Origin of the sequence: Acholeplasma laidlawii PG-8A, assembly GCF_000018785.1 — a bacterium.
GTDB lineage: Bacteria > Bacillota_I > Bacilli_A > Acholeplasmatales > Acholeplasmataceae > Acholeplasma > Acholeplasma laidlawii.
The window spans coordinates 605,831-624,162 of the sequence record NC_010163.1 but is presented as its reverse complement, the minus strand read 5'-3'; the positions used below and the strand labels follow the sequence as shown (position 1 = coordinate 624,162).

22 protein-coding genes and 1 pseudogene are annotated in these 18,332 nt (G+C 31.6%); 3 read left to right on the top strand and 20 right to left on the bottom strand.

Translation table 11 applies throughout. From position 1 onward, the window contains the following. Window positions 1-3: 3 nt before the first annotated feature. The 8 genes from ACL_RS02945 to ACL_RS02910 all read right to left on the bottom strand — a co-directional run bounded on the left by ACL_RS02945 (window position 4) and on the right by ACL_RS02910 (window position 6,585). Entirely contained in the window at window positions 4-1,263 is a 1,260-nt protein-coding gene (locus ACL_RS02945; protein WP_012242538.1) for a restriction endonuclease subunit S, read from the bottom strand. After that, entirely contained in the window at window positions 1,253-2,740 is a 1,488-nt protein-coding gene (locus ACL_RS02940; RefSeq protein ID WP_012242537.1) for a type I restriction-modification system subunit M, read from the bottom strand. Before ACL_RS02940 ends, ACL_RS02945 begins: the two co-directional genes overlap by 11 nt. 95 nt (window positions 2,741-2,835) lie before the next feature. Further along, window positions 2,836-3,282: a hypothetical protein gene (locus ACL_RS02935; RefSeq protein ID WP_012242536.1), complete on the bottom strand. Its 447-nt coding sequence runs from the start codon at window positions 3,280-3,282 to the stop codon at window positions 2,836-2,838. Further along, complete coding sequence (locus ACL_RS07215; protein ID WP_012242535.1) at window positions 3,242-4,165, bottom strand: DUF4373 domain-containing protein; 924 nt, start codon at window positions 4,163-4,165, stop codon at window positions 3,242-3,244. Before ACL_RS07215 ends, ACL_RS02935 begins: the two co-directional genes overlap by 41 nt. Window positions 4,166-4,306: 141 nt before the next feature. Next, window positions 4,307-4,519, bottom strand: coding sequence for a helix-turn-helix domain-containing protein (locus ACL_RS02925; protein ID WP_012242534.1), 213 nt, complete (start codon window positions 4,517-4,519; stop codon window positions 4,307-4,309). Continuing rightward, the gene (locus tag ACL_RS02920; protein ID WP_012242533.1) at window positions 4,503-5,249 is read right to left on the bottom strand and encodes a phage antirepressor; all 747 of its coding nucleotides are present in this window, start codon (window positions 5,247-5,249) and stop codon (window positions 4,503-4,505) included. The genes ACL_RS02925 and ACL_RS02920 overlap by 17 nt, the downstream gene beginning before the upstream one ends. Before the next feature lie 22 nt (window positions 5,250-5,271). Then, on the bottom strand, window positions 5,272-6,225 hold the full coding sequence (locus ACL_RS02915; protein ID WP_145961054.1) for a tyrosine-type recombinase/integrase: 954 nt from the start codon (window positions 6,223-6,225) through the stop codon (window positions 5,272-5,274). A gap of 48 nt (window positions 6,226-6,273) precedes the next feature. Then, window positions 6,274-6,585: a helix-turn-helix domain-containing protein gene (locus ACL_RS02910; RefSeq protein ID WP_012242531.1), complete on the bottom strand. Its 312-nt coding sequence runs from the start codon at window positions 6,583-6,585 to the stop codon at window positions 6,274-6,276. A 236-nt stretch (window positions 6,586-6,821) separates the two neighbouring features. Between ACL_RS02910 and ACL_RS02905 the strand changes: the two genes are divergently transcribed. The 3 genes from ACL_RS02905 to ACL_RS02900 all read left to right on the top strand — a co-directional run bounded on the left by ACL_RS02905 (window position 6,822) and on the right by ACL_RS02900 (window position 9,529). After that, on the top strand, window positions 6,822-7,421 hold the full coding sequence (locus tag ACL_RS02905; protein ID WP_012242530.1) for a helix-turn-helix transcriptional regulator: 600 nt from the start codon (window positions 6,822-6,824) through the stop codon (window positions 7,419-7,421). A gap of 156 nt (window positions 7,422-7,577) precedes the next feature. Next, the gene (locus tag ACL_RS07460; RefSeq protein ID WP_012242529.1) at window positions 7,578-7,742 is read left to right on the top strand and encodes an SHOCT domain-containing protein; all 165 of its coding nucleotides are present in this window, start codon (window positions 7,578-7,580) and stop codon (window positions 7,740-7,742) included. Window positions 7,743-7,810: 68 nt separating this feature from the next. Further along, complete coding sequence (locus ACL_RS02900) at window positions 7,811-9,529, top strand: recombinase family protein (RefSeq protein ID WP_012242528.1); 1,719 nt, start codon at window positions 7,811-7,813, stop codon at window positions 9,527-9,529. A 603-nt stretch (window positions 9,530-10,132) separates the two neighbouring features. On the opposite strand, the gene ACL_RS02895 is transcribed toward ACL_RS02900, so the two are convergent. The 12 genes and pseudogenes from ACL_RS02895 to ACL_RS02860 all read right to left on the bottom strand — a co-directional run bounded on the left by ACL_RS02895 (window position 10,133) and on the right by ACL_RS02860 (window position 18,318). Then, on the bottom strand, window positions 10,133-10,510 hold the full coding sequence (locus tag ACL_RS02895) for a hypothetical protein (RefSeq protein ID WP_012242527.1): 378 nt from the start codon (window positions 10,508-10,510) through the stop codon (window positions 10,133-10,135). A 44-nt stretch (window positions 10,511-10,554) separates the two neighbouring features. Further along, window positions 10,555-10,977 (bottom strand): hypothetical protein, encoded by a 423-nt coding sequence (locus tag ACL_RS02890; RefSeq protein ID WP_012242526.1) that lies wholly within the window; start codon window positions 10,975-10,977, stop codon window positions 10,555-10,557. A gap of 274 nt (window positions 10,978-11,251) precedes the next feature. Continuing rightward, window positions 11,252-11,728, bottom strand: a complete 477-nt coding sequence (locus ACL_RS02885; RefSeq protein ID WP_012242525.1) for a hypothetical protein — start codon at window positions 11,726-11,728, stop codon at window positions 11,252-11,254. Window positions 11,729-11,812: 84 nt separating this feature from the next. Next, complete coding sequence (locus ACL_RS02880; RefSeq protein ID WP_012242524.1) at window positions 11,813-12,340, bottom strand: Pycsar system effector family protein; 528 nt, start codon at window positions 12,338-12,340, stop codon at window positions 11,813-11,815. Continuing rightward, window positions 12,325-12,999, bottom strand: coding sequence for an adenylate/guanylate cyclase domain-containing protein (locus ACL_RS02875; protein WP_012242523.1), 675 nt, complete (start codon window positions 12,997-12,999; stop codon window positions 12,325-12,327). The genes ACL_RS02880 and ACL_RS02875 overlap by 16 nt, the downstream gene beginning before the upstream one ends. A gap of 151 nt (window positions 13,000-13,150) precedes the next feature. After that, complete coding sequence (locus ACL_RS02870) at window positions 13,151-15,355, bottom strand: AAA family ATPase (protein WP_041633889.1); 2,205 nt, start codon at window positions 15,353-15,355, stop codon at window positions 13,151-13,153. A gap of 59 nt (window positions 15,356-15,414) precedes the next feature. Beyond that, complete coding sequence (locus tag ACL_RS02865; protein WP_041633885.1) at window positions 15,415-16,755, bottom strand: hypothetical protein; 1,341 nt, start codon at window positions 16,753-16,755, stop codon at window positions 15,415-15,417. Window positions 16,756-16,785: 30 nt separating this feature from the next. Beyond that, window positions 16,786-16,953, bottom strand: a complete 168-nt coding sequence (locus ACL_RS07455) for a hypothetical protein (RefSeq protein ID WP_012242520.1) — start codon at window positions 16,951-16,953, stop codon at window positions 16,786-16,788. 151 nt (window positions 16,954-17,104) lie between these two features. Further along, on the bottom strand, window positions 17,105-17,293 hold the full coding sequence (locus tag ACL_RS07585) for an IS3 family transposase (RefSeq protein WP_081423642.1): 189 nt from the start codon (window positions 17,291-17,293) through the stop codon (window positions 17,105-17,107). Then, window positions 17,294-17,560, bottom strand: a pseudogene (locus tag ACL_RS07395) (DDE-type integrase/transposase/recombinase); the annotation flags it as partial. A 15-nt stretch (window positions 17,561-17,575) separates the two neighbouring features. Then, window positions 17,576-17,815, bottom strand: a complete 240-nt coding sequence (locus ACL_RS07555) for an IS3 family transposase (protein WP_274376771.1) — start codon at window positions 17,813-17,815, stop codon at window positions 17,576-17,578. 185 nt (window positions 17,816-18,000) lie between these two features. Further along, the gene (locus ACL_RS02860) at window positions 18,001-18,318 is read right to left on the bottom strand and encodes a transposase (protein WP_012242519.1); all 318 of its coding nucleotides are present in this window, start codon (window positions 18,316-18,318) and stop codon (window positions 18,001-18,003) included. Between the last annotated feature and the right edge of the window lie 14 nt (window positions 18,319-18,332).

The window sequence follows — 18,332 nt, the reverse complement described above, 5'->3', positions numbered from 1 at the left end:
ACATCACTCCTCAATTGGTACTTCGATTTCACCATTCATTAGTTTGGGTAGTAATTCATCACGAATCTTTGACAATTTATTACTTTCGATTTCATTAAACTGTATTTTCTCAAAAATAGGTTCTGATACACTTTCAAATAAGTCAAGTGTTTTGTTATCAGGAATTAGAATTCTGATCCTATTAATATTCTCATTATTTATTGCTTGCATTGTTGTTCCATTGCATAGATTATTTTTTGTATCATCAAAATCTTTAGTAGTTAAAATTGTCCAAATGTAATTTGAATATTTCGGAGCGAATAATCCTGCGAAACCCGTTGAGAAAATACACTTATCGATTAGATAACTACTACTCTTAGATACTCTAATCATTTTTCTTGAATCCTTCATTTTTGCAAACCATAGACTCCCAGCTATGGGCTGCATGTTAGCTCTAGATGGTCGCTTCTTGAAATCTATCTCAGTAACGAATGATCTTATTGAAAGGTTTGTAACATCCGCTGTTGCAATATATTTTTTTGTCCCATTAAATTCATTAATACCTGAACTAATAAGTTTTGAGATTGAGCTTCGTCCAATTGATTCCACTTTCCATCCTTTAGGAATCAATCCTAATTCACTTTCAACCATTTCCCCACCGCTGGATTTGTAGGATTCTCCCTCTTCATTAGGAAAATCAAAATCCACAAACCATCTCTTGTAGAGTGTTTGTGCTAATTCTTCAAGGTTTTTATTGATTTTGTTGTTGAGTTCTATTTTGTCATCAAGAGATGAGAGGATGTTTGCTATTACTTTTTGTTCACTAAGTGGAGGAAGAATAATGTTAATCTTTCTAAACTCTGCCTGCTTAATACCAGTTACTGTTGACCCACTTTCTCTAGCCTTAAGTTCTGCTTGTCCTATAGGTGATTGCAAATAATATAACAAATAATCATTGTCTAGAATCTTGGGATTTGGTCTTAATGTCAACAATCTTTGTGCAACTGCTACTCCATCTCTATCTAGTTTTGCAACCTGTCCCATTGGTGCTTCAGTTGTTATTAGAATATCCCCTTTGACGGGAATTCCTCTAACCATAAACTTTTTATATTCATCTTCTGAAATAGTGTATGCCTCACTGTAATCTATGTTACTGTTTTTAACTGATTTTGCACTTAACGTTAATATCCCTTTTTCTGATTTTGCTGGTGTTTTACCTCTATAATCAATCAATTTGTCGAGACAATCCACCAAATTGACTTTACTCCATTGATCAAAGCTCATACCCGATACCTCTTAAGTTCTCTTTGATCTTTTCCTCAAGAGATTTAGATTCTTCAAATAACTCAGATAATTCTAAAGTCAGTTTTTCCATCTTTTCTTCAAATGGAATACCATCATCTTCAACTTCTTCTATACCAACATATCTACCTGGTGTTAAAACATAATCATGTGATCTAATTTCTTCAAGTGTTGCAGATTTACAGAACCCATCAATATCTTGATAATCCTTATCATCTCTCCATGCATGGTAGGTTGAATAGATCTTCTCACTTTCTTCATCAGTAAGTTCTCTATGCTTTCTGGTTTCCATATACCCCATCTTACGAGCATCAATGAATAAGACTTTATCTTTTCTACCATTTTTATTTTTTGAAACAAACCATAATGATACTGGAATTGATACATCATAGAAAAGTTGTGATGGCATTGCTACGATACAATCAACTAATCCTTCTTCAAGTATCTTTTTTCTAATTTCATATTCTTCACTTCTTGAAGTAGATAATGATCCATTTGCTAAAACAAAACCCGCAATACCTCTTGGGCTTAGTTTTGAAATCATATGTGATATCCAAGCGTAGTTAGCATTAGTCGCCGGAGGTGTTCCCCATTGCCATCTACTATCTCCGATTAAGTGCTGTTGTCCCCAATCTTTAATGTTAAATGGTGGGTTTGCAAGGATATAATCAGCTCTTAATGTTTTGTGTTGATCGTTAGTAAAAGTATCCCCATCTCTTTCACCAAGGTTTGCATCAATTCCTCGAATAGCTAGATTCATCTTTGCTAAACGCCATGTGGTTGCAACATATTCTTGGCCATAGATAGAAATATTCCCAATTTTACCAGCATGTTCTTCAACGAATTTAGCGGATTGTACAAACATACCTCCAGAACCACAACAAGGGTCATAAACTCTACCGTTATATGGTTCAATCATGTTTACAAGTAATTTTACAATTGCTGGTGGTGTATAGAATTCACCTTCAGTTGTTCCAAACTTTTTAAGAAAATACTCATAGACTCTTCCAAGTACATCTTTTGCTCTTGCTTCTTTAGACCCTACATTAAATGAGAATAGATCAATAAGTTCACCTAGTCGAGTCTTATCTAGTTCTGGTCTTGCATAGTTTTTAGGTAATACACCTTTTAGTGATGCATTTTCTTTTTCTATTTGAACCATTGCATTATCAATAATCTGTCCGATGGTTGATTGTTTCGCTTGAGATTTGATATATTCCCATCTAGCATCTTTAGGTACGAAAAACACATTTTCTGATTCATATGCATCTCTATCTTCTTCCATACCTGGATAATTTGCTTTTATTTCTTCATAACGTTCTGTAAATGAATCTGAAATGTATTTAAGGAACACAAGACCTAATATCACGTGCTTATATTCTGATGATTCGATATTACCTCTAAGCTTATCAGCCATTTGCCATAGCTTATCTTCGAATCCTAATTGTAAATCAGCCATATTTTCTCCCCATTCATTAAATGTTCTATTTTAAATATTATACACTATTTATATGCAAAAAACGACATCTTATTGCAATTAAAGGCTATCTTGTGTCAGTTTTGAGAAAACCCTTTATTATTATAAACCAACCACAATCTAATGACTTCTTCCTTTTTTTGATTATATGAACTCCTTTTTAGCCCTAATTCTTTAAGAATTACTAACACATTACTTCTATCTATTTGTGAATCAAGAATAATCTTTTGCTCCTCTTTAAGTAAGTGCTTAAAATCTTGATATTTCATGATTACTTCATTAGTTTTGTTTATTTCATCTTCAACCTGATTAATCTTATCTATCCAATAAAGAAGATTCTCATCACCCTTCTTATCTGAAGTACCTGATCCAATTTGATCGTATGAGATACCATGATATCCTATGAGTTTAACTTTGTAATAATCAAGTTTTTCATGTAACTCAGGGAGTTTACTTTTAGATCGCCTTACTTGATCTATCCATTTATAAAACGAGTCGTTTAAACCAGTCTTCGATTGATTCATGGCTATTCTCCCTTCTTCGCTGGAACATCTCGAGATTATTCATTAAAGACTTACGCATAAAGCTAAACTTATCATCAATGGCAATTTCAGCTCGTTTTGAATAACTAACAATATAGTCTGTTGCTGCTAAGACATCATCAAATCCATAAATTGACACTGCTTCATCAAAGAGCTTATTGTATTTACCGACTTCTAAAGTTCCACCCTCTATGTATTGGCTTCTTATAATTGCTTTTGTGATGTAATGATAATTAGGAAGTGAATATACCCCTTTATCCTTTTTATCCTCTTTATCTCTTTCTTTTTTCTTTTCTTTTTCTTTTTGTGTACTTTTGTATTCAATAACCTTAGTTGAAGTGTCATTATTGCTATCAATAACCTCATTTGAAGTATGATTATCGTTATCAATAACTGCGGTTGAACTACTGTTATTGTCAACATTAACTTGTGGCGTTTTTTTATAGAAATTATTTAATTCAAGCATTGTATTTTGATCTAATAACCAATACTTTTGATGTTCAATCCCACGTCTTCGCCTTGTAGAAAGCGTAAACTGCCGCTGTATCGCTTTTGAAGTGAACACACCGACACTAAGTAGTTCTTTATCAAACAGCCCGTTAAAACCTGCCCTTAGGATTATTTTCTCAATATCATTTACACTAGGAGCCCAGGCATTACCAATACTCTTAATAAGGGTTTTTGCTGCTTGCTCAGTTGTCATTTCTAAATAATACCCATGTGCATAAATCATGGTTAAAAGGCGGATGTACACCATCTCGCCCATGACTCCATACATTAAATTTAAATCCGTTATCTTCTCGTCTTCAAAAAAATTCACATCAAGCGGGAAGTACTGCAGTCCCATCTTAAAAGGTCGTGCCATAATTTTAGTCCTTTCGCATTACAAAAAGCATGCTATTTCGGGTTTTCTATCTGTAGCATGCTTCTGTATGTCATTATCTTTTGTTTCCTGCATTTTCCATTTTCATAGCCCTGATACACACATTATCGGCGTAATAAATCATTATTTATTTTTGCTTGTTTTATGAAGCTCATCAATAAATTTTACGAGATTTTCTTTTGATACTCTCCACCCTGGTCCAATCTTAAATGCGTGTAGTTTTCCTTTTTTGATATAGGTTGATAACGTTCTTCTTGATACTCTTAATATGTCTGCAACTTCTTCTAATTTGTAATAATCTCGCGTTGGTTCTTGACGCTTAGTTTCGTTTATCATCTTTTGCTCCCTGGTATTCTTTTAGTATGCGTTCAATAAATGTAATACCACTTCGGTATACATAGGTTCTTTGTGATGTGACTGTACTTCCTTCACTCACAACTTTGGCTTCAACAACTCTGAAATACTTCTTATCACAATACTCCTGATGTGGCACATTGGAATCATCTAGGATTCGCTTAGCTCTAAGTATTTTTAAGAGCTCTGTACTTTTTAGTCCATGATACTTAATGACTTCATGAACCATATCCAAATCAGTAGCACTTCCGGTCCCTAAAAGTCTATCAATATATTTAATTTTTGGTGCATTGAGTTTGAGCTGTGTTTCAACAACACTGTGTCTAACTCTTAAATCCTCAAACTCCTCTAAAAAAGATAATGCCACATCTGGATCCTTAAATTCATCGACTTTATATTTTTGGTATTTAATCAGATTTGGCAATACAGTACGGTATAACCAATCACTGATTGCTTCAGCATCAGTTTTGGTAGATTGAAACATACAACTACTTAAATAGTCAGCGATTATGAAATACTTATTCTTAGATGCTCCGTTTGAGTCTTTTACCTCAAGTGTTTTAACTGCATTTGATGGAATTCTAGAGCGAAAATCGTTGATATTTTTAATACCATAAATATGGGTTAAATCTTTCAAGTTAAAACAGGGTTGATCATCAATAATCGCTGTTCGAACTTTCCCATACCGGTTGTTGTGAAACTCTTTGATCATAATTTATCCTTTCATTTCTTTTTCAGTTTTTCTTGTCTTCATCTTCTTCTTGATTGAGCAGCTTTTGTGCAATAACATGTTCATAAACATGCTGACTTTTGATTTCCGCATGCATATAAATCTCTGTTGTTGCAGGATCTGAATGACGCATAATCTTTTGAGTGTCATCCTTGTTTGCTCCATATTGTCTTGCCAATGTTGCAGTTGTATGTCTTAAACTATGTGCTGTGTGTTTATCATCATCAAATCCGATATCTCTAAGTAGATCCTTGATAATACGTCTAATGTTTCTGGTTTTCATTCTTTGGCCTAAATACTTAGGTTTATGGTCAATAAATAATGGTTCATACTGGTCGCTTCTTTTCATGATGTATGTTTCAATTGCTTTATTCACTAAAGGTGAGAGACGAACGAATGAACTCTTCGATGTTTTGCCTTTTCCATGAACATAGAGTATTTCACCGTCATCAATCACATTTAAATCACTAACATCTGCACGTTCTACTTCAACAGTTCGCATACCAGTTGTTAGCATAAGTAAAACCATAACATAATCTCTGTATTTAATGATATTTTTATCTGAATTGATTTGAGCCAGTTTTAATAACTGTCTGGATTCACTTTCAGACAAATGCGCACGTTTAAACTTCTTTTCAATCTTTGGACTTTTAATCCCCTCCGATGGATTTGCTCCATGACCGTTTGTGTGATACCAACGGTAGAAATTTCGTACCACTACCAGGTGATACTTAATGGTCGTTTCTTCTAGCTTGCGTTTAAAAAGATGATCCCGATAAGCCATAATGTCACTGCGAGTTGGTAAATCAGACAGTGTGTTGGCATATTCGACAAATTGCTGAAGGATCCTTTCATAGGATTGCTTAGTCGTCAAACTTACGTCGGCATCATCTAGATACTTTTTTGTAAGCTGTCTAAACCCTTCTTTTGATGACATCTTTTCACCTTTCTGTATCAAATTTTTGATTCTATGTTTTTTTGAAAAACAAGATAAATGGCGTTTATACTACCATCTAATTTTTTTGTATTTCTTGATGCCGTTCAGCTCTTCATATGAACTTAAATACGAGGCTTCTGCTTTTAGAAATTCTAGTGGTTCCACATGAAGCAATATAATCAATTTAATGACTAATTCAATAGGTAGCCTTTTTCCTCTTTGTCCCCCTTCAATTTGCCTGTAATAAACTGCAGAAACGTCAAGTTCTCTCGATAGATACTCAGCTGAATAACCCATTTTGTTGCGATAAACTTTAAGATAGTCACGGACTAGTGGCACATGTGATTTTTGATTTAAGTGCATAGAATCCTCTTCATACATTTGTTAGTTATTACTCCTTTCTTGCATATTTCACCTGGTGCCTATGATTATAAGTAAAGAAAAACATTCAAAAAATGACTTATCTATTTCTTTGATGAGTTGCAACAAAGAGAGTTATAACTTTCCTATGTTTGCTTATAATTGATACACTCTGTATTAATTATTGTATGCAAATATCTTGACCAAGCCACATTTGTTGCTCTATAATGTAAATAGAAAGATTAAAGAGGTGAATAATGAACTATCAACTATTATCAGATGATGATTTTAATAATCTTTTCATCAGTGAAAATTTAAAAAGACTCAGACTTGCTAATAATTTATCTACAGTTCAAGTTGCACAAATAATCGGTAAATCGAGACAAGGTTATGTTAACTACGAATCTGGCGCTAGAGAAATTAGCATTCATGATCTCATTACACTGTCAGGTTTTTATAATGTCCGTGTGGATGACATTATCGGAAATCCCTATTCAAATAGAAACGAAAAGGCTCTAACATTTAGAACCTTTGAACATATAGATGACAAGATAGTGCCATCAATGCAATTAACTATATCGACTATAAATGACGATATGATCGCATATAAGAAAAGCGATCTTGAAATCGACTTCTTCTGGAGAACTCAAAAGAATCAAAAGAACCGTGTCATGTTATTTGAGTACTACGATAAAGTCTATGTTTCAAAAGTATATTTTAACAAAGACCATGGGGGCTTCTTTTTCATCAATGAAGAACCTCTTTACTTTACAAAAGCTAACGCAGAAAATCTAATCTTTAAAGGTGTATATGCTTCAACACTTAAGAAAGATTTAGTCATTGAAAACTTCTTCTAACGATTATGCACTAAGCATATAGTTTTGGTTTTTCAAATGTGATAAACTGATGTTGGTAAATCAGACGGTTGTTGTCATATGATCAAATTGACGATAGATCCTTTTAAAGGAATTGCTTAAGCGATTCCTTTTTTCTTTGCATCTATATATATTCAAATGGATATTATTATCAGTTCAGAAATGAAATTCAATATAGCCAAATCAATCATAGTAAAGCTATTTAATCAAAAACTCATCACAATCGATGAGTTTAGTATTATCATCAATAAGCTCGCATCAACCTACGGTATTACAAGCGATATTAGAAAAAGCAATGATTGAGTCACTAATGACTTGCTATTCATTGCTTTTTGAGTGATGTATATACTAACGAAAGGAGCGGTCAAAATATGAAAAACAAAACCGTAAGAATCATACAACCAAAGACACATTACACTTTGGATCAAATCAATAATCCAATTACCAGAAAACGAGTATGTGCCTATGTACGAGTATCAACAGACAACTTAGAACAAAAAACAAGTTATGAAGCTCAACGAGATGAATATACACAACGAATTACAAAGAATCCAGATTGGATATTTGATGGCATTTATGCAGACGAGGGCATCAGTGGGACTAGCACAAAGAACAGAAAACAGTTTAACTTAATGATCGAAAAAGCACGTGCTGGCCAAATCGATATTATACTTACCAAATCAATATCCAGGTTTGCAAGAAACACTGTGGATGCACTAAACTACATTAGAGAGTTAAGACAAATCAATGTAGAGATTATTTTTGAAAAAGAAAACATTAGTTCCCTAGATCCTAAAGTAGAGTTTCTTCTCACCATCATGTCATCAATGGCACAGGAGGAAGCAAGAAACGTATCAGAAAACGTCAAATGGAATGTTCAACGTCGTTTTAGAGAGGGTGTGCCTATTATCAACCACAAACGCTTCCTTGGTTATACGAAGGATAAAAAAGGTGGAAACTTAGTGGTTGTACCTGAGGAAGCACAGATTGTTAAACTCATATTCAATTTGTACATTAGTGGTGTTGGTCCAGCTAAAATTGCAAAGCAACTCATTGAGATGGGTGCAAAAACAGGTGCTGGTAAAACAGAGTGGCGACTTTCAACGATTACAACCATTTTAAAAAATGAAAAATACATGGGTGATATGCTGCAGCAAAAAACAATAAGCATCGATTATTTGAGTCACACAAGAGTTAAGAATAAAAATCATGCACCTACTTATTATACAGAAAACAGTCATGAAGCAATCATCGATAGAGATACTTTTGAACTTGCACAACGCATTAGAAAAGATAGAGCTAAGGTTAGAATTGGCGAGGATAAAAACCTCTCAAAATATAGTAGAACATATCCTTTAACCGCAATGATTATATGTAGCGAATGTGGTCGAACGCTAAAAAGACGTTATTGGAACTACGGTAAGCCATCACAAAGGGTGATGCAACAGTGTGGTAGCTACATTGAAGGTAAAGCAAATTGTAATGCAAAGGCAAGTCATCAAGATCTTATTGAAGCAACCACAATCCATATGCTAAACAAAGTCTTCTTAAAGGATCTAGATATCATGTCAACCATTCAAAGGATAATTAAATCAACCATCAAAGTCGATGATGTCCAAGGTATCATTGAAAAGTTAACATTAGAAAGAGATGAAAACGAAATAGCATTATCCAATCTAATTGATACAAAAGTAAAAACACCAGATATTCCAGAATCAATATTTAATACCAAGTATAGAGAATACTCCGATCGTCTTAAAGTTCTAACTGCTGAGATTAACAAGCTTGAACTTGAACACGTAAAAAATTATGACACCAGAAAACGTATGGATAAAATCAATGAGATTTTAGGTAAAAAGAATTTAGTCATCGATGAACTTGATTCAGAGATTTTAAGTACATTCATCTATAAAATGATATCAGTCAATCCAAATGAGATTGTATACTGTATTGCTGGAACCAAGAATTATTCAGACAATGAGTTCAAAGAACGACGTTTTGAGTTCTTAAAAACTGAACCAATCATTGTGGAAACATATCACGCACCCGATGGCTTAGCTAAGATGTTATATCGAGTTGTAGTGATATAATTTTTTAGCAAAAAGATGTTCTCACACTCAAGAAAATATATGCTTAAAGCATAGTTTGATGTTTCCACATTGATTTCGATATGTTTCCACATTGGGCAAAAAGTAAAAAAGAAGCATTTAACCCAGTTTTAAAGGGGTAAATGCTTCTTGTTCTATTATACGAACGGCTTTGTTAAGCGGTTTTTAGAGAAAGCAATACGATGTTTTCAACGTGCGTTGAAACAAACAAATTGCTTGCAAAATCAACCTTGTGTGTATTGAAGTAACATCAAAATCGACTAAAATATGTTCCCCCTTACATGGTTAGATAGGTATCTAAAATACCAAAGTAACATATTATAGAGGGTTATACTTTGAAATTATCTAGTTGAAACACCATCGTTGATTTTTTCACATAAAAATAATCAATAGGGTTTACATCCCCTCTACTCGACTGTCTTGTCATTATGGACTTTATCACTATTTTTGATAACCTCTAGGCTAACTTTACTATAAATAATTGCACTAGAAGCTTACAGCTTTAAGCACAATAGTACACAAATTGGATATTTAACTTGACAAGGTTTTTCATAAGTTTTATTAATATTGTTTCTAAAAACTATATTAGCTTAATTTAGATTCCATCTCTTTCAACAATGCATCCAAATCAAATCCATTATACTCATATTTCACTATTGAATTTTCAACATCTTCTGGCTCACACCCAGCTAAATAAAAACAAAACTCATAGTAATCGCTGAAGAAATCTAAACCTATATTTTTGTTTTGATTTCGTAAATTCATTTGTAAATGTAGTTTTTTATTTCTTAGTTTATCAACAAATACTTCTATTAAATCGAATTCATATTTTTTGAGTGTTTCTTCTAATGCTCCACTAATATACAATCGTAATAAATCTATTTGCTTATTACTTTCGCCATTCAAACCACTCAAATATTTCGTTACTTTTCTTTTGCCACTAAATACATTTTTTGCTTTCATCTTGGTATATTCTCTCCTCCATCTTCATTGAAATTTAAATTATTTCATTTTTCAATCCATTCATATTCAATATAATCTACTTCAAGTTGAATATAGACATTTTCAGATTTTAATAAATTTATGATGATTGAATTGTACGCAACATAATGATATAAATATGACATATTAAAGCCTTTGTTTTTATTCCATTTTCGAATCATTTTTTTCGAGTTTTTAAGAATATAGGCTTCACCTTTAAGAATTCTTTCCCACTGGTAAACATCAAGTTCAGGATTTAACAAATGAAACTTCATAATGAGTGTATTGGCATTTGGATGATCATATTTAACTGAATCACGATGACTAATATTGTCCTCAAAATACAATACTAGAAATTCGTCATCTACCCCAAATTTAACAATGACAGCATCATGTGGTGCTGGTATTGTTGGTAACTTGCTTTGATTTAATACATATCTTTCTATCATACATTATCTCCTCATTTCATTTTAGGTGATCATTTATACAAAAATGGGTATTGTAACACTGTTTATTTTATCTTCTTTACTTTTTTCTTGGATTGTCTAAGATGAAGAGTTATAACGTAATTTTTACACTATACCCCCAAAACTTATAGAAATTTATTAACCCCAATTTATGGCTATGTTTAAACATTTTGGTCTATATTTTTAAATTTGGTCCTATGTTTCTAAAGAGATTATTCTGCTATATTTTTATTGAAGAGTATCATGCTTTAGTATGTTAATTATAAACTACTATATGATCACTTTCTTCTATACTTGGCAAAAAACGATATTGTTCGATCATATCTTCAAAGTTGCTTTTACTATTTGATATAATAATGTCAATATGAAAATCATTACTTAAAAAAAGAATAATATCTTTTAAATCACTCGTTAAAACTTGAGTAACTAGTTGACCTTCTATTTGATTTGAGATATTACTTAAATTCTTCCAGAGATCATTGCTTGTTCCATCTTCATCACCATTATCGTAATCAAAAGTATGATAATCTTGTGAAGTGACTAGAACTTTGTTATTTTTATGAATTCGATAGAAACACTGAATATGCAGTGAACTTGTTAAATCTTCTTTAGTAAAGTTCAAGCACAACATATTAGCAACAAGTTTTACACATGTGAGTGTTGAATTATTAATATCTTCAATTTTTATCATAACATTATTATTCATCATTTCTTCTCCACTTCTTGAAGCCATAGCTTCTGAAATAAAACTATCTAATACAATATCCTGTTTTTAATCTTGCTTTATAGTCAACAAAGTAGACACTATAAGTAAAAATTATCCTAAAAATGTTACCATTATAATAGTTAGCGGAATCAATATAAAAGAGTACATCAATGCTTTATTGAATTGCTTCATTTTCTGATAAGCTATCTTCGAATTAACATTTACTTGTTTTAATATCATTTCACAAATATCTGCATCAGTTGTTTTTTTAGTTAACTCGAGATATTCTTGATCAGTCATATTAGAAACAGATATGAATGAAACAAGGTTAGTACGATCAATTGAAAGACCTGTTTTTAATCTTGCTGTAAAAACTAAGATCAAATGGTATATAACTAAAACTAGAACTATTAAATACAAAACAGCTATTACTATACAAAAGGTAATTGACACATTATTCCCATTCAAAATAACATCAACAATTTTGCTATAGGAGTTTGAAGTTAATCCTACAAGCAAAGCAATAAATGCTAACAATATAGATGATTTACTATCAGCAGCAGTTATCCATGAGTTAACCAGTTCTAGTGTTCTATATGATGTATCTTTATCAAAAGCTTTATCTATTTTATCTCCCATGTTGCCTCCTTAATAATATAAGTGTTTGATAAATCAGTAGTGAAATTTTCACAAAAATCTTTATGATGTTGATCTAAGTGCTCATAGGTTTTTGAGTCTAGTATAATTTGCTCTTCTTTCGCTTTGCTACAAAATTTGGAAGCGTAGTTTGTTATATCACTAGGATATGCAACCTCACTACCATTATCAGTCATAAGCCTTGTAACATAAACATGTCCTGTTCTAATACCGATACCACAGCCAATTTTCCAATCCTTGTTTAATAGAGAATTCATTGACTCCGCTATGTATGTATGAATGGTCAATGCTGCATCAACTGCTCTTTGTCCGGAATTTCCTGTAGAATCATTCGTGAATCCACATAGGATGCCATCACCAACAATTTGAAGTATTGATCCATTATAATCATTGATAGCCTTCTTGCATAAGCTTGTAAACATTTTATAAATCTTGACCATATTCTTTCTGCCAATGCTATCAGTCAGAACAGTTGAACTTCTAATGTCTACAAACATTAGTGATGCTTCAATATTATACACCTTGCTACCACTAGGAATCTGATTTTTATCCAAAAAACCATCTTGATTAATAACATTAATATTCTGATCCAGGATTTGCTTTAACTGATTTTTTAATTGATCAATTTGACTCTGTTTCATATTATAACCTCACATTCATACAATTGATATTGATAAAACCTAACTCTATTAAATTTGAAAGTCGACAGATTAATACAGTAAGTATAAATACAGAATATCTACCATTAGATTTCATACGAATAAGAACATACTCTCTGATCAGACGCAACAATCATATATCTTTACTAGCTTTTAAAACCAACATACTTTCTGTTATTTGATTTCTAGGGTGGTTAATATAATTTTTCATTTCTTGTAGAGCACGATCAGTACCTTCATAGAAATGGATCCCTCTTGCATATACCAATAATTCATCGTACACATTTATACTCTCATCATTAATTTTTACAATTTCACTCTCATATTGTTCAAATTGTTTAATTGTGCTTTGATTAACAAGTTGGGGAAACCCTAAAATTTTTAGTATTTGATTGACTGAAATGAAAGACTCAATAATACTTTTTACAGTCAAATTCTTTTTTTTGCATGTTTCTGAAAGTATATTGAAGTATTGTTGCAGTTCATGCTTTTCGCTTTCAACAAGATCTAACAAATCAATCTCTAAAGACATGCTTTGTGCTGACATTATGCCATTAAATCTTAATCTTAAATCTAGAAAATATCGTGCTATCTTAGATGAAAGCCAATAAATATAACCCAACTGATCATAACTAGTCATTGATTTTAAATAGTTGGTGTATAAAGATACATCATCTGACTTAAGAACATCTAACGGGATATCTTTAAATGTATCTGATGTAATTTCGTATAATTTCGTATATTTTCTGAGCTGCTCATCTTCTAAAATATTTGACATTTGAACATACAAATAATGAATATTATGTGTAGTTATGATTAATCTTTTGGCTTTCTGAAATCTTTCATCTTTTAACAATCCTTTTAAAGCATGATACGCTTTAACATCTAAAGTAATTACTGGGTCATCTAATACAATTGCTTCAAACTTTTTTTTACTTTTTGTGCATTTGGAAAAAAATACAGCCAAAGCTAGCTTGTGCCTTTGTCCTTCGCTATACTGAGAAATCTTAGTTGCTTTATTTTGACTTTGAAGTGCAATTTTTGGCATGTCACCACGTTTTTCTAAATCAACTTTTATATCTTTAGTAAATCCTAAAATCTTAGAAATTTCGTTTATAGAGTTAGCTGTCTCATTTGCATATATGAGATTTAGTTTTTCTGAATCTTCTATTTGCTTTTTAAGAAAAGATTCGATTTCAACTTGAAAAACATAACTATATGATAACTCATTAAGCTCTTTATTAGTTAAATAGTTTAACAGCTCTAAGTTCCTATTTTGTGCCGCTTTTTGGATAGAATCAATATCGATCGTGTATTCACTAATGGTAATTATTTTATTTTCAACAACGCAAGATAAATAGACATCAACAATACCATTTAATGATGAAAGCGTTGAGATTATTTTAGGTACAATATCTTTGTACAAGGTTCTATTTCTTAAAATTATATCCAAATCATTCTTAACATTTTTTAAATGCTCAACAAGTGAATCTTTTTCTTTCAGAAGTTTGTTATCAAGTTTATTCTTCCACTCTTCAATTTTACTCTTAATATCCTTATTACCACAAAAAATACAGTCAACCAACTCGTCATGTATTGCAACACCTTTTTTTATCCATGCCTTTGTTTCAGAAGGGTTTTTCCCTTTAATAAAGCTTTGCTCTAAAATCTTAATGTCATTAACAATATTGTTATACTTTTCAATTTGATTAGTATCAATAACATTTACTTTATCAAAAATCAAAGATCTCAAATTAGGGTTTTTTTCAATATCTTTATTCAAACTTTGAATAGTGTGGTCTTCTTTATAAATTCTCATAGACTCATCAAACTCTTTTTCACTACTTATAGTTGTAGGTAACAATTTACTCAACTTGAAGTTTTCCTGATTTGCAAAGTAATCTGATTTACTATCAAATGCAAATTCGTATTCTATCTTTTCCAATACATCAGTTATACTTTTGAAGGGTATCAATCCGATTGTTTGAACTTTCTCTTTATACTTCGCAAAAAGAGCTTTATTTTGCCTGTCAAGTTCTTTTTTCATTGCGTTAAGTTTTTCAACCTCTTTAGCTAAATCGACTGCTTCCTCACCTAAAAATAATGAACTGAAATTTTCTTTTGTTTCACCATCGACATCAGCCCCTGTACTTTTTACAATATATACATTTTTATTGACAAAATCTGTATTGAAGACCATATAGCTATCAGTTTGAAAACTACGGCTTAATGTTGTTTTACCACTACCATTACCACCATATATAAATATCATGTTACTATCTAAAGATAATTCAAAGTTCTTTTTTGAATCAGGATTAGTAAAATTAATTATTTCCATAACTTCCCCCTTAAAATAGAAATCCATATTCTTAATTGCTTGTTAAACCTATATCTTGACTACGATATATCAATATTACTAATGTAGAAATTATATAATATTTCTGGATCATCAATTAAAATATTGATTACCAGTCTCATGAACAAATTAAAGTCCCTAAACTCTTTTTCAGGCATTGGATACCAAGCATCGTGTATAAATGGCTTCTGTCCTTGAATATGGCCCTCTCTGTCATTAAGGCTTCTATATGTTTTAAATCGCTCTAATCCAATTGCTTGATGAACAAATTCGTTACGATATTTAATAACATCTTTCATTAACTCTTTAATATCCACGTCTAATTTCTTTCCATTAAAAAACAATAATAGGCGTTCTATCAAAGTATCCTTTTTATTATATTCACCAAGTTTAAAGAATAGTGATTCTAGAATAGAGAATAGCAGCATTAATGCCGAATCAAATTTACCAATCGAGGTAAACTCATAAGCAGTATTAAATATGTTTATAGCATTCACCCATTTTTTTCTAATTATGAAGTCATTTTTATCATGGTCTGCTTCTACAATGAATGAATTATTAATTACTAAGTTCAGCAGTTCCGTGTATTTTTTTTGGTTTTCAACCAATAACTGAGTATTAATATCTAATATTGGAGAAAATTTAAATCTAAAGGAGTATCCTAATTCACCTTCGTTAAGATTTTTGAAATCAGAACCAGCTTCTTTATAGTAAACCGTATATGTATGAGCTTCTGGCAAACGATCTCTATGTCTTACACCCCAGCCACGGTCTGTTGACTCTCTTACTTTGTCTATGTCCAACATTCTCATGATACTGTAAACTGATTCAACAATTTTTGGTGCTTCATGTTCGACTATATAATCAATGTGTTCTATTTTTATAGCCATGATAGGATAGTTAAAGAAATATGGATCTTTTGTGACGACTATGTGATCAGCACCAAATTTACAAAAAATCTTTTTTTCAACGTATTCTGACAAAAGTGATTTATCTCTACGTATTTTTGATTCTTTTTCATTCATAGAAAAAATAGAAATATTTTCATCTAAAATTAACTCATTGGGAAGATATAGTCTATTCAAATGATTTAAAGGAATAATGATTATATTTGGGACTATTAGTTTTCTTAGTTGAAATGAAATCTCTTTTGCCATAAGATCTATATCAAAATCAGTTGAAAGTGACACATACTTTTTGCATAGAAAATCGATTACACAATCTTCAAATCTTCCGTCGTAAGTATAATAACCATATTTCTTTATGTTTAAGGCAATATCTTTCATAATTACATCATACTTAAAAAAACTCGTAAAATTATGCTTATTTATTTTCCCTTCAAATATTAAGTTACTCAATTTTTTCCAATCTTTAAAAGACATATTATCCCCCATAAAAACGTATTAAGAAATCTATTTATCTGCATTTCTATAATTTAATATGAACTTCCATGCAAAATCAGTAGCATCTTTCTCTATAGATTGAGACGCATAATCGTCTAGATTATTTTCATATGGTCTATTATAGTTTTCAAAATCTTTCTTCCATTGATTAACTGTTTCTTCTGTCTCTTTTCCCACAAAAAACTGTGGGAAGTCAATATTTGCTTTTTGATATGCATGCCTTGTCTCATGGAGTGCTGTTAATACTATTTCTTCTGGTAGTGCTTATGCCATCCAATCTTGAACTGGTACCATTTTCTTGTACTTTATGTTCTTTGTAGTTATTGTATCATATTTGTTGATTCATGAGTCTAAATTGTATTGGGCAATAGCCTCCAAGTGTCAATTTAATACGATGGTGATTATACCAATAAATATACTCATCAATGGTCTTAATCAAATCTGATAGTGATTTAACTTTCTGTAAATAGATTGTTTCACACTTAAGTGTCCCGAAGAAGCTTTCAAACACTGACATTTAATAGGCGTTACCTTTAGCACTCATGGATTGCACAAATGATGATTTTTTTAGGTAGTTACGATATTTTAGGGATTGATATAAAATACCTTGATCAGAGTGTATGAGTAGCTTCGATAAATCCTCATTTGGGTTGATTGCTTTCTTAAGAATTTTAAGAATCAAATCCTGGTTTTGACTTCTAGAGATTTGATAGGCTTTAACTTCACGATTGTAAAGATCTTGTATCACAGATAGATATAAACGTTTACGATTGAATCTAAACTCTGATACATCTGTGACTCATGCAATATTAGGTTCATCTTTTTTAAAGTCTCTTTTAAGTAGATTGGGTGTAATTTTGTTTGATATTTGAGAGATATAACGATATCTCTTTTTTCTTACCTTACAAACGATATGTAGCTCTTTCATGAGCTTTACAACTGTCTTATACGCTATTTTGACTTGATAGAAGTTTTGAAGGGCGAGTTTAATACGCCTATAGCCATATGTGCGATTACTCGCTTCAAATATTTTTGATATCAGTATCTTTATATCGTGATATTTATCTGTCTTCTTATGATGTTCATAGTAGTAATAAACAGATTTGGGAAGTCCTGATATTAGAAGATAGATCTTTCAATGCATACTTTCGCCTTAGTTCCTTGACTACTTGGTATTTTTGCTTGTTTGTTCCTGTTTCTTAAACTTTGGCAATAAGTAATTTTCTAGTATTCAAGTTCCATTTCTAAGTGTTTCACTTTAAGTTCTAAAATTTGTTCTACCTCTTTGGATGGTGTATGGAAATTTCTAACTGGATTCTTACGGTAATCTTTAGGTGTTTGAAAGAAACGCTCTTTCCCAAAGAGTCTATACTGATATACCCATCTAGCAGGTAGTGTATCATTTAGACTCCCTGATGTTAAATACATATCATATTTACGTGCTGCTTGACTGTATGAGAGTTCATTTTCAATGATATCTATGACGACTTTTAACTTGAATGCTCCACTCCATAATCTATTCTTTCTCTTTTTATCCTTCATTTGATACCTCTTGC

What these genes read in the sequence shown, in the direction of transcription:
- ACL_RS02875 (WP_012242523.1), bottom strand. Translation starts at nt 12,999, where the DNA reads ATGAAACAGAGTCAAATTGATCAATTAAAAAATCAGTTAAAGCAAATC.
- ACL_RS02900 (WP_012242528.1), top strand. Translation starts at nt 7,811, where the DNA reads ATGAAAAACAAAACCGTAAGAATCATACAACCAAAGACACATTACACT.
- ACL_RS02860 (WP_012242519.1), bottom strand. Translation starts at nt 18,318, where the DNA reads ATGAAGGATAAAAAGAGAAAGAATAGATTATGGAGTGGAGCATTCAAG.
- ACL_RS02920 (WP_012242533.1), bottom strand. Translation starts at nt 5,249, where the DNA reads ATGATCAAAGAGTTTCACAACAACCGGTATGGGAAAGTTCGAACAGCG.
- ACL_RS07585 (WP_081423642.1), bottom strand. Translation starts at nt 17,293, where the DNA reads ATGTCAGTGTTTGAAAGCTTCTTCGGGACACTTAAGTGTGAAACAATC.
- ACL_RS02865 (WP_041633885.1), bottom strand. Translation starts at nt 16,755, where the DNA reads ATGTCTTTTAAAGATTGGAAAAAATTGAGTAACTTAATATTTGAAGGG.
- ACL_RS02905 (WP_012242530.1), top strand. Translation starts at nt 6,822, where the DNA reads ATGAACTATCAACTATTATCAGATGATGATTTTAATAATCTTTTCATC.
- ACL_RS02925 (WP_012242534.1), bottom strand. Translation starts at nt 4,519, where the DNA reads ATGATAAACGAAACTAAGCGTCAAGAACCAACGCGAGATTATTACAAA.
- ACL_RS02885 (WP_012242525.1), bottom strand. Translation starts at nt 11,728, where the DNA reads ATGGCTTCAAGAAGTGGAGAAGAAATGATGAATAATAATGTTATGATA.
- ACL_RS07460 (WP_012242529.1), top strand. Translation starts at nt 7,578, where the DNA reads ATGGATATTATTATCAGTTCAGAAATGAAATTCAATATAGCCAAATCA.
- ACL_RS02940 (WP_012242537.1), bottom strand. Translation starts at nt 2,740, where the DNA reads ATGGCTGATTTACAATTAGGATTCGAAGATAAGCTATGGCAAATGGCT.
- ACL_RS02935 (WP_012242536.1), bottom strand. Translation starts at nt 3,282, where the DNA reads ATGAATCAATCGAAGACTGGTTTAAACGACTCGTTTTATAAATGGATA.
- ACL_RS02895 (WP_012242527.1), bottom strand. Translation starts at nt 10,510, where the DNA reads ATGAAAGCAAAAAATGTATTTAGTGGCAAAAGAAAAGTAACGAAATAT.
- ACL_RS02910 (WP_012242531.1), bottom strand. Translation starts at nt 6,585, where the DNA reads ATGTATGAAGAGGATTCTATGCACTTAAATCAAAAATCACATGTGCCA.
- ACL_RS02870 (WP_041633889.1), bottom strand. Translation starts at nt 15,355, where the DNA reads ATGGAAATAATTAATTTTACTAATCCTGATTCAAAAAAGAACTTTGAA.
- ACL_RS07215 (WP_012242535.1), bottom strand. Translation starts at nt 4,165, where the DNA reads ATGGCACGACCTTTTAAGATGGGACTGCAGTACTTCCCGCTTGATGTG.
- ACL_RS02945 (WP_012242538.1), bottom strand. Translation starts at nt 1,263, where the DNA reads ATGAGCTTTGATCAATGGAGTAAAGTCAATTTGGTGGATTGTCTCGAC.
- ACL_RS02880 (WP_012242524.1), bottom strand. Translation starts at nt 12,340, where the DNA reads ATGGGAGATAAAATAGATAAAGCTTTTGATAAAGATACATCATATAGA.
- ACL_RS02890 (WP_012242526.1), bottom strand. Translation starts at nt 10,977, where the DNA reads ATGATAGAAAGATATGTATTAAATCAAAGCAAGTTACCAACAATACCA.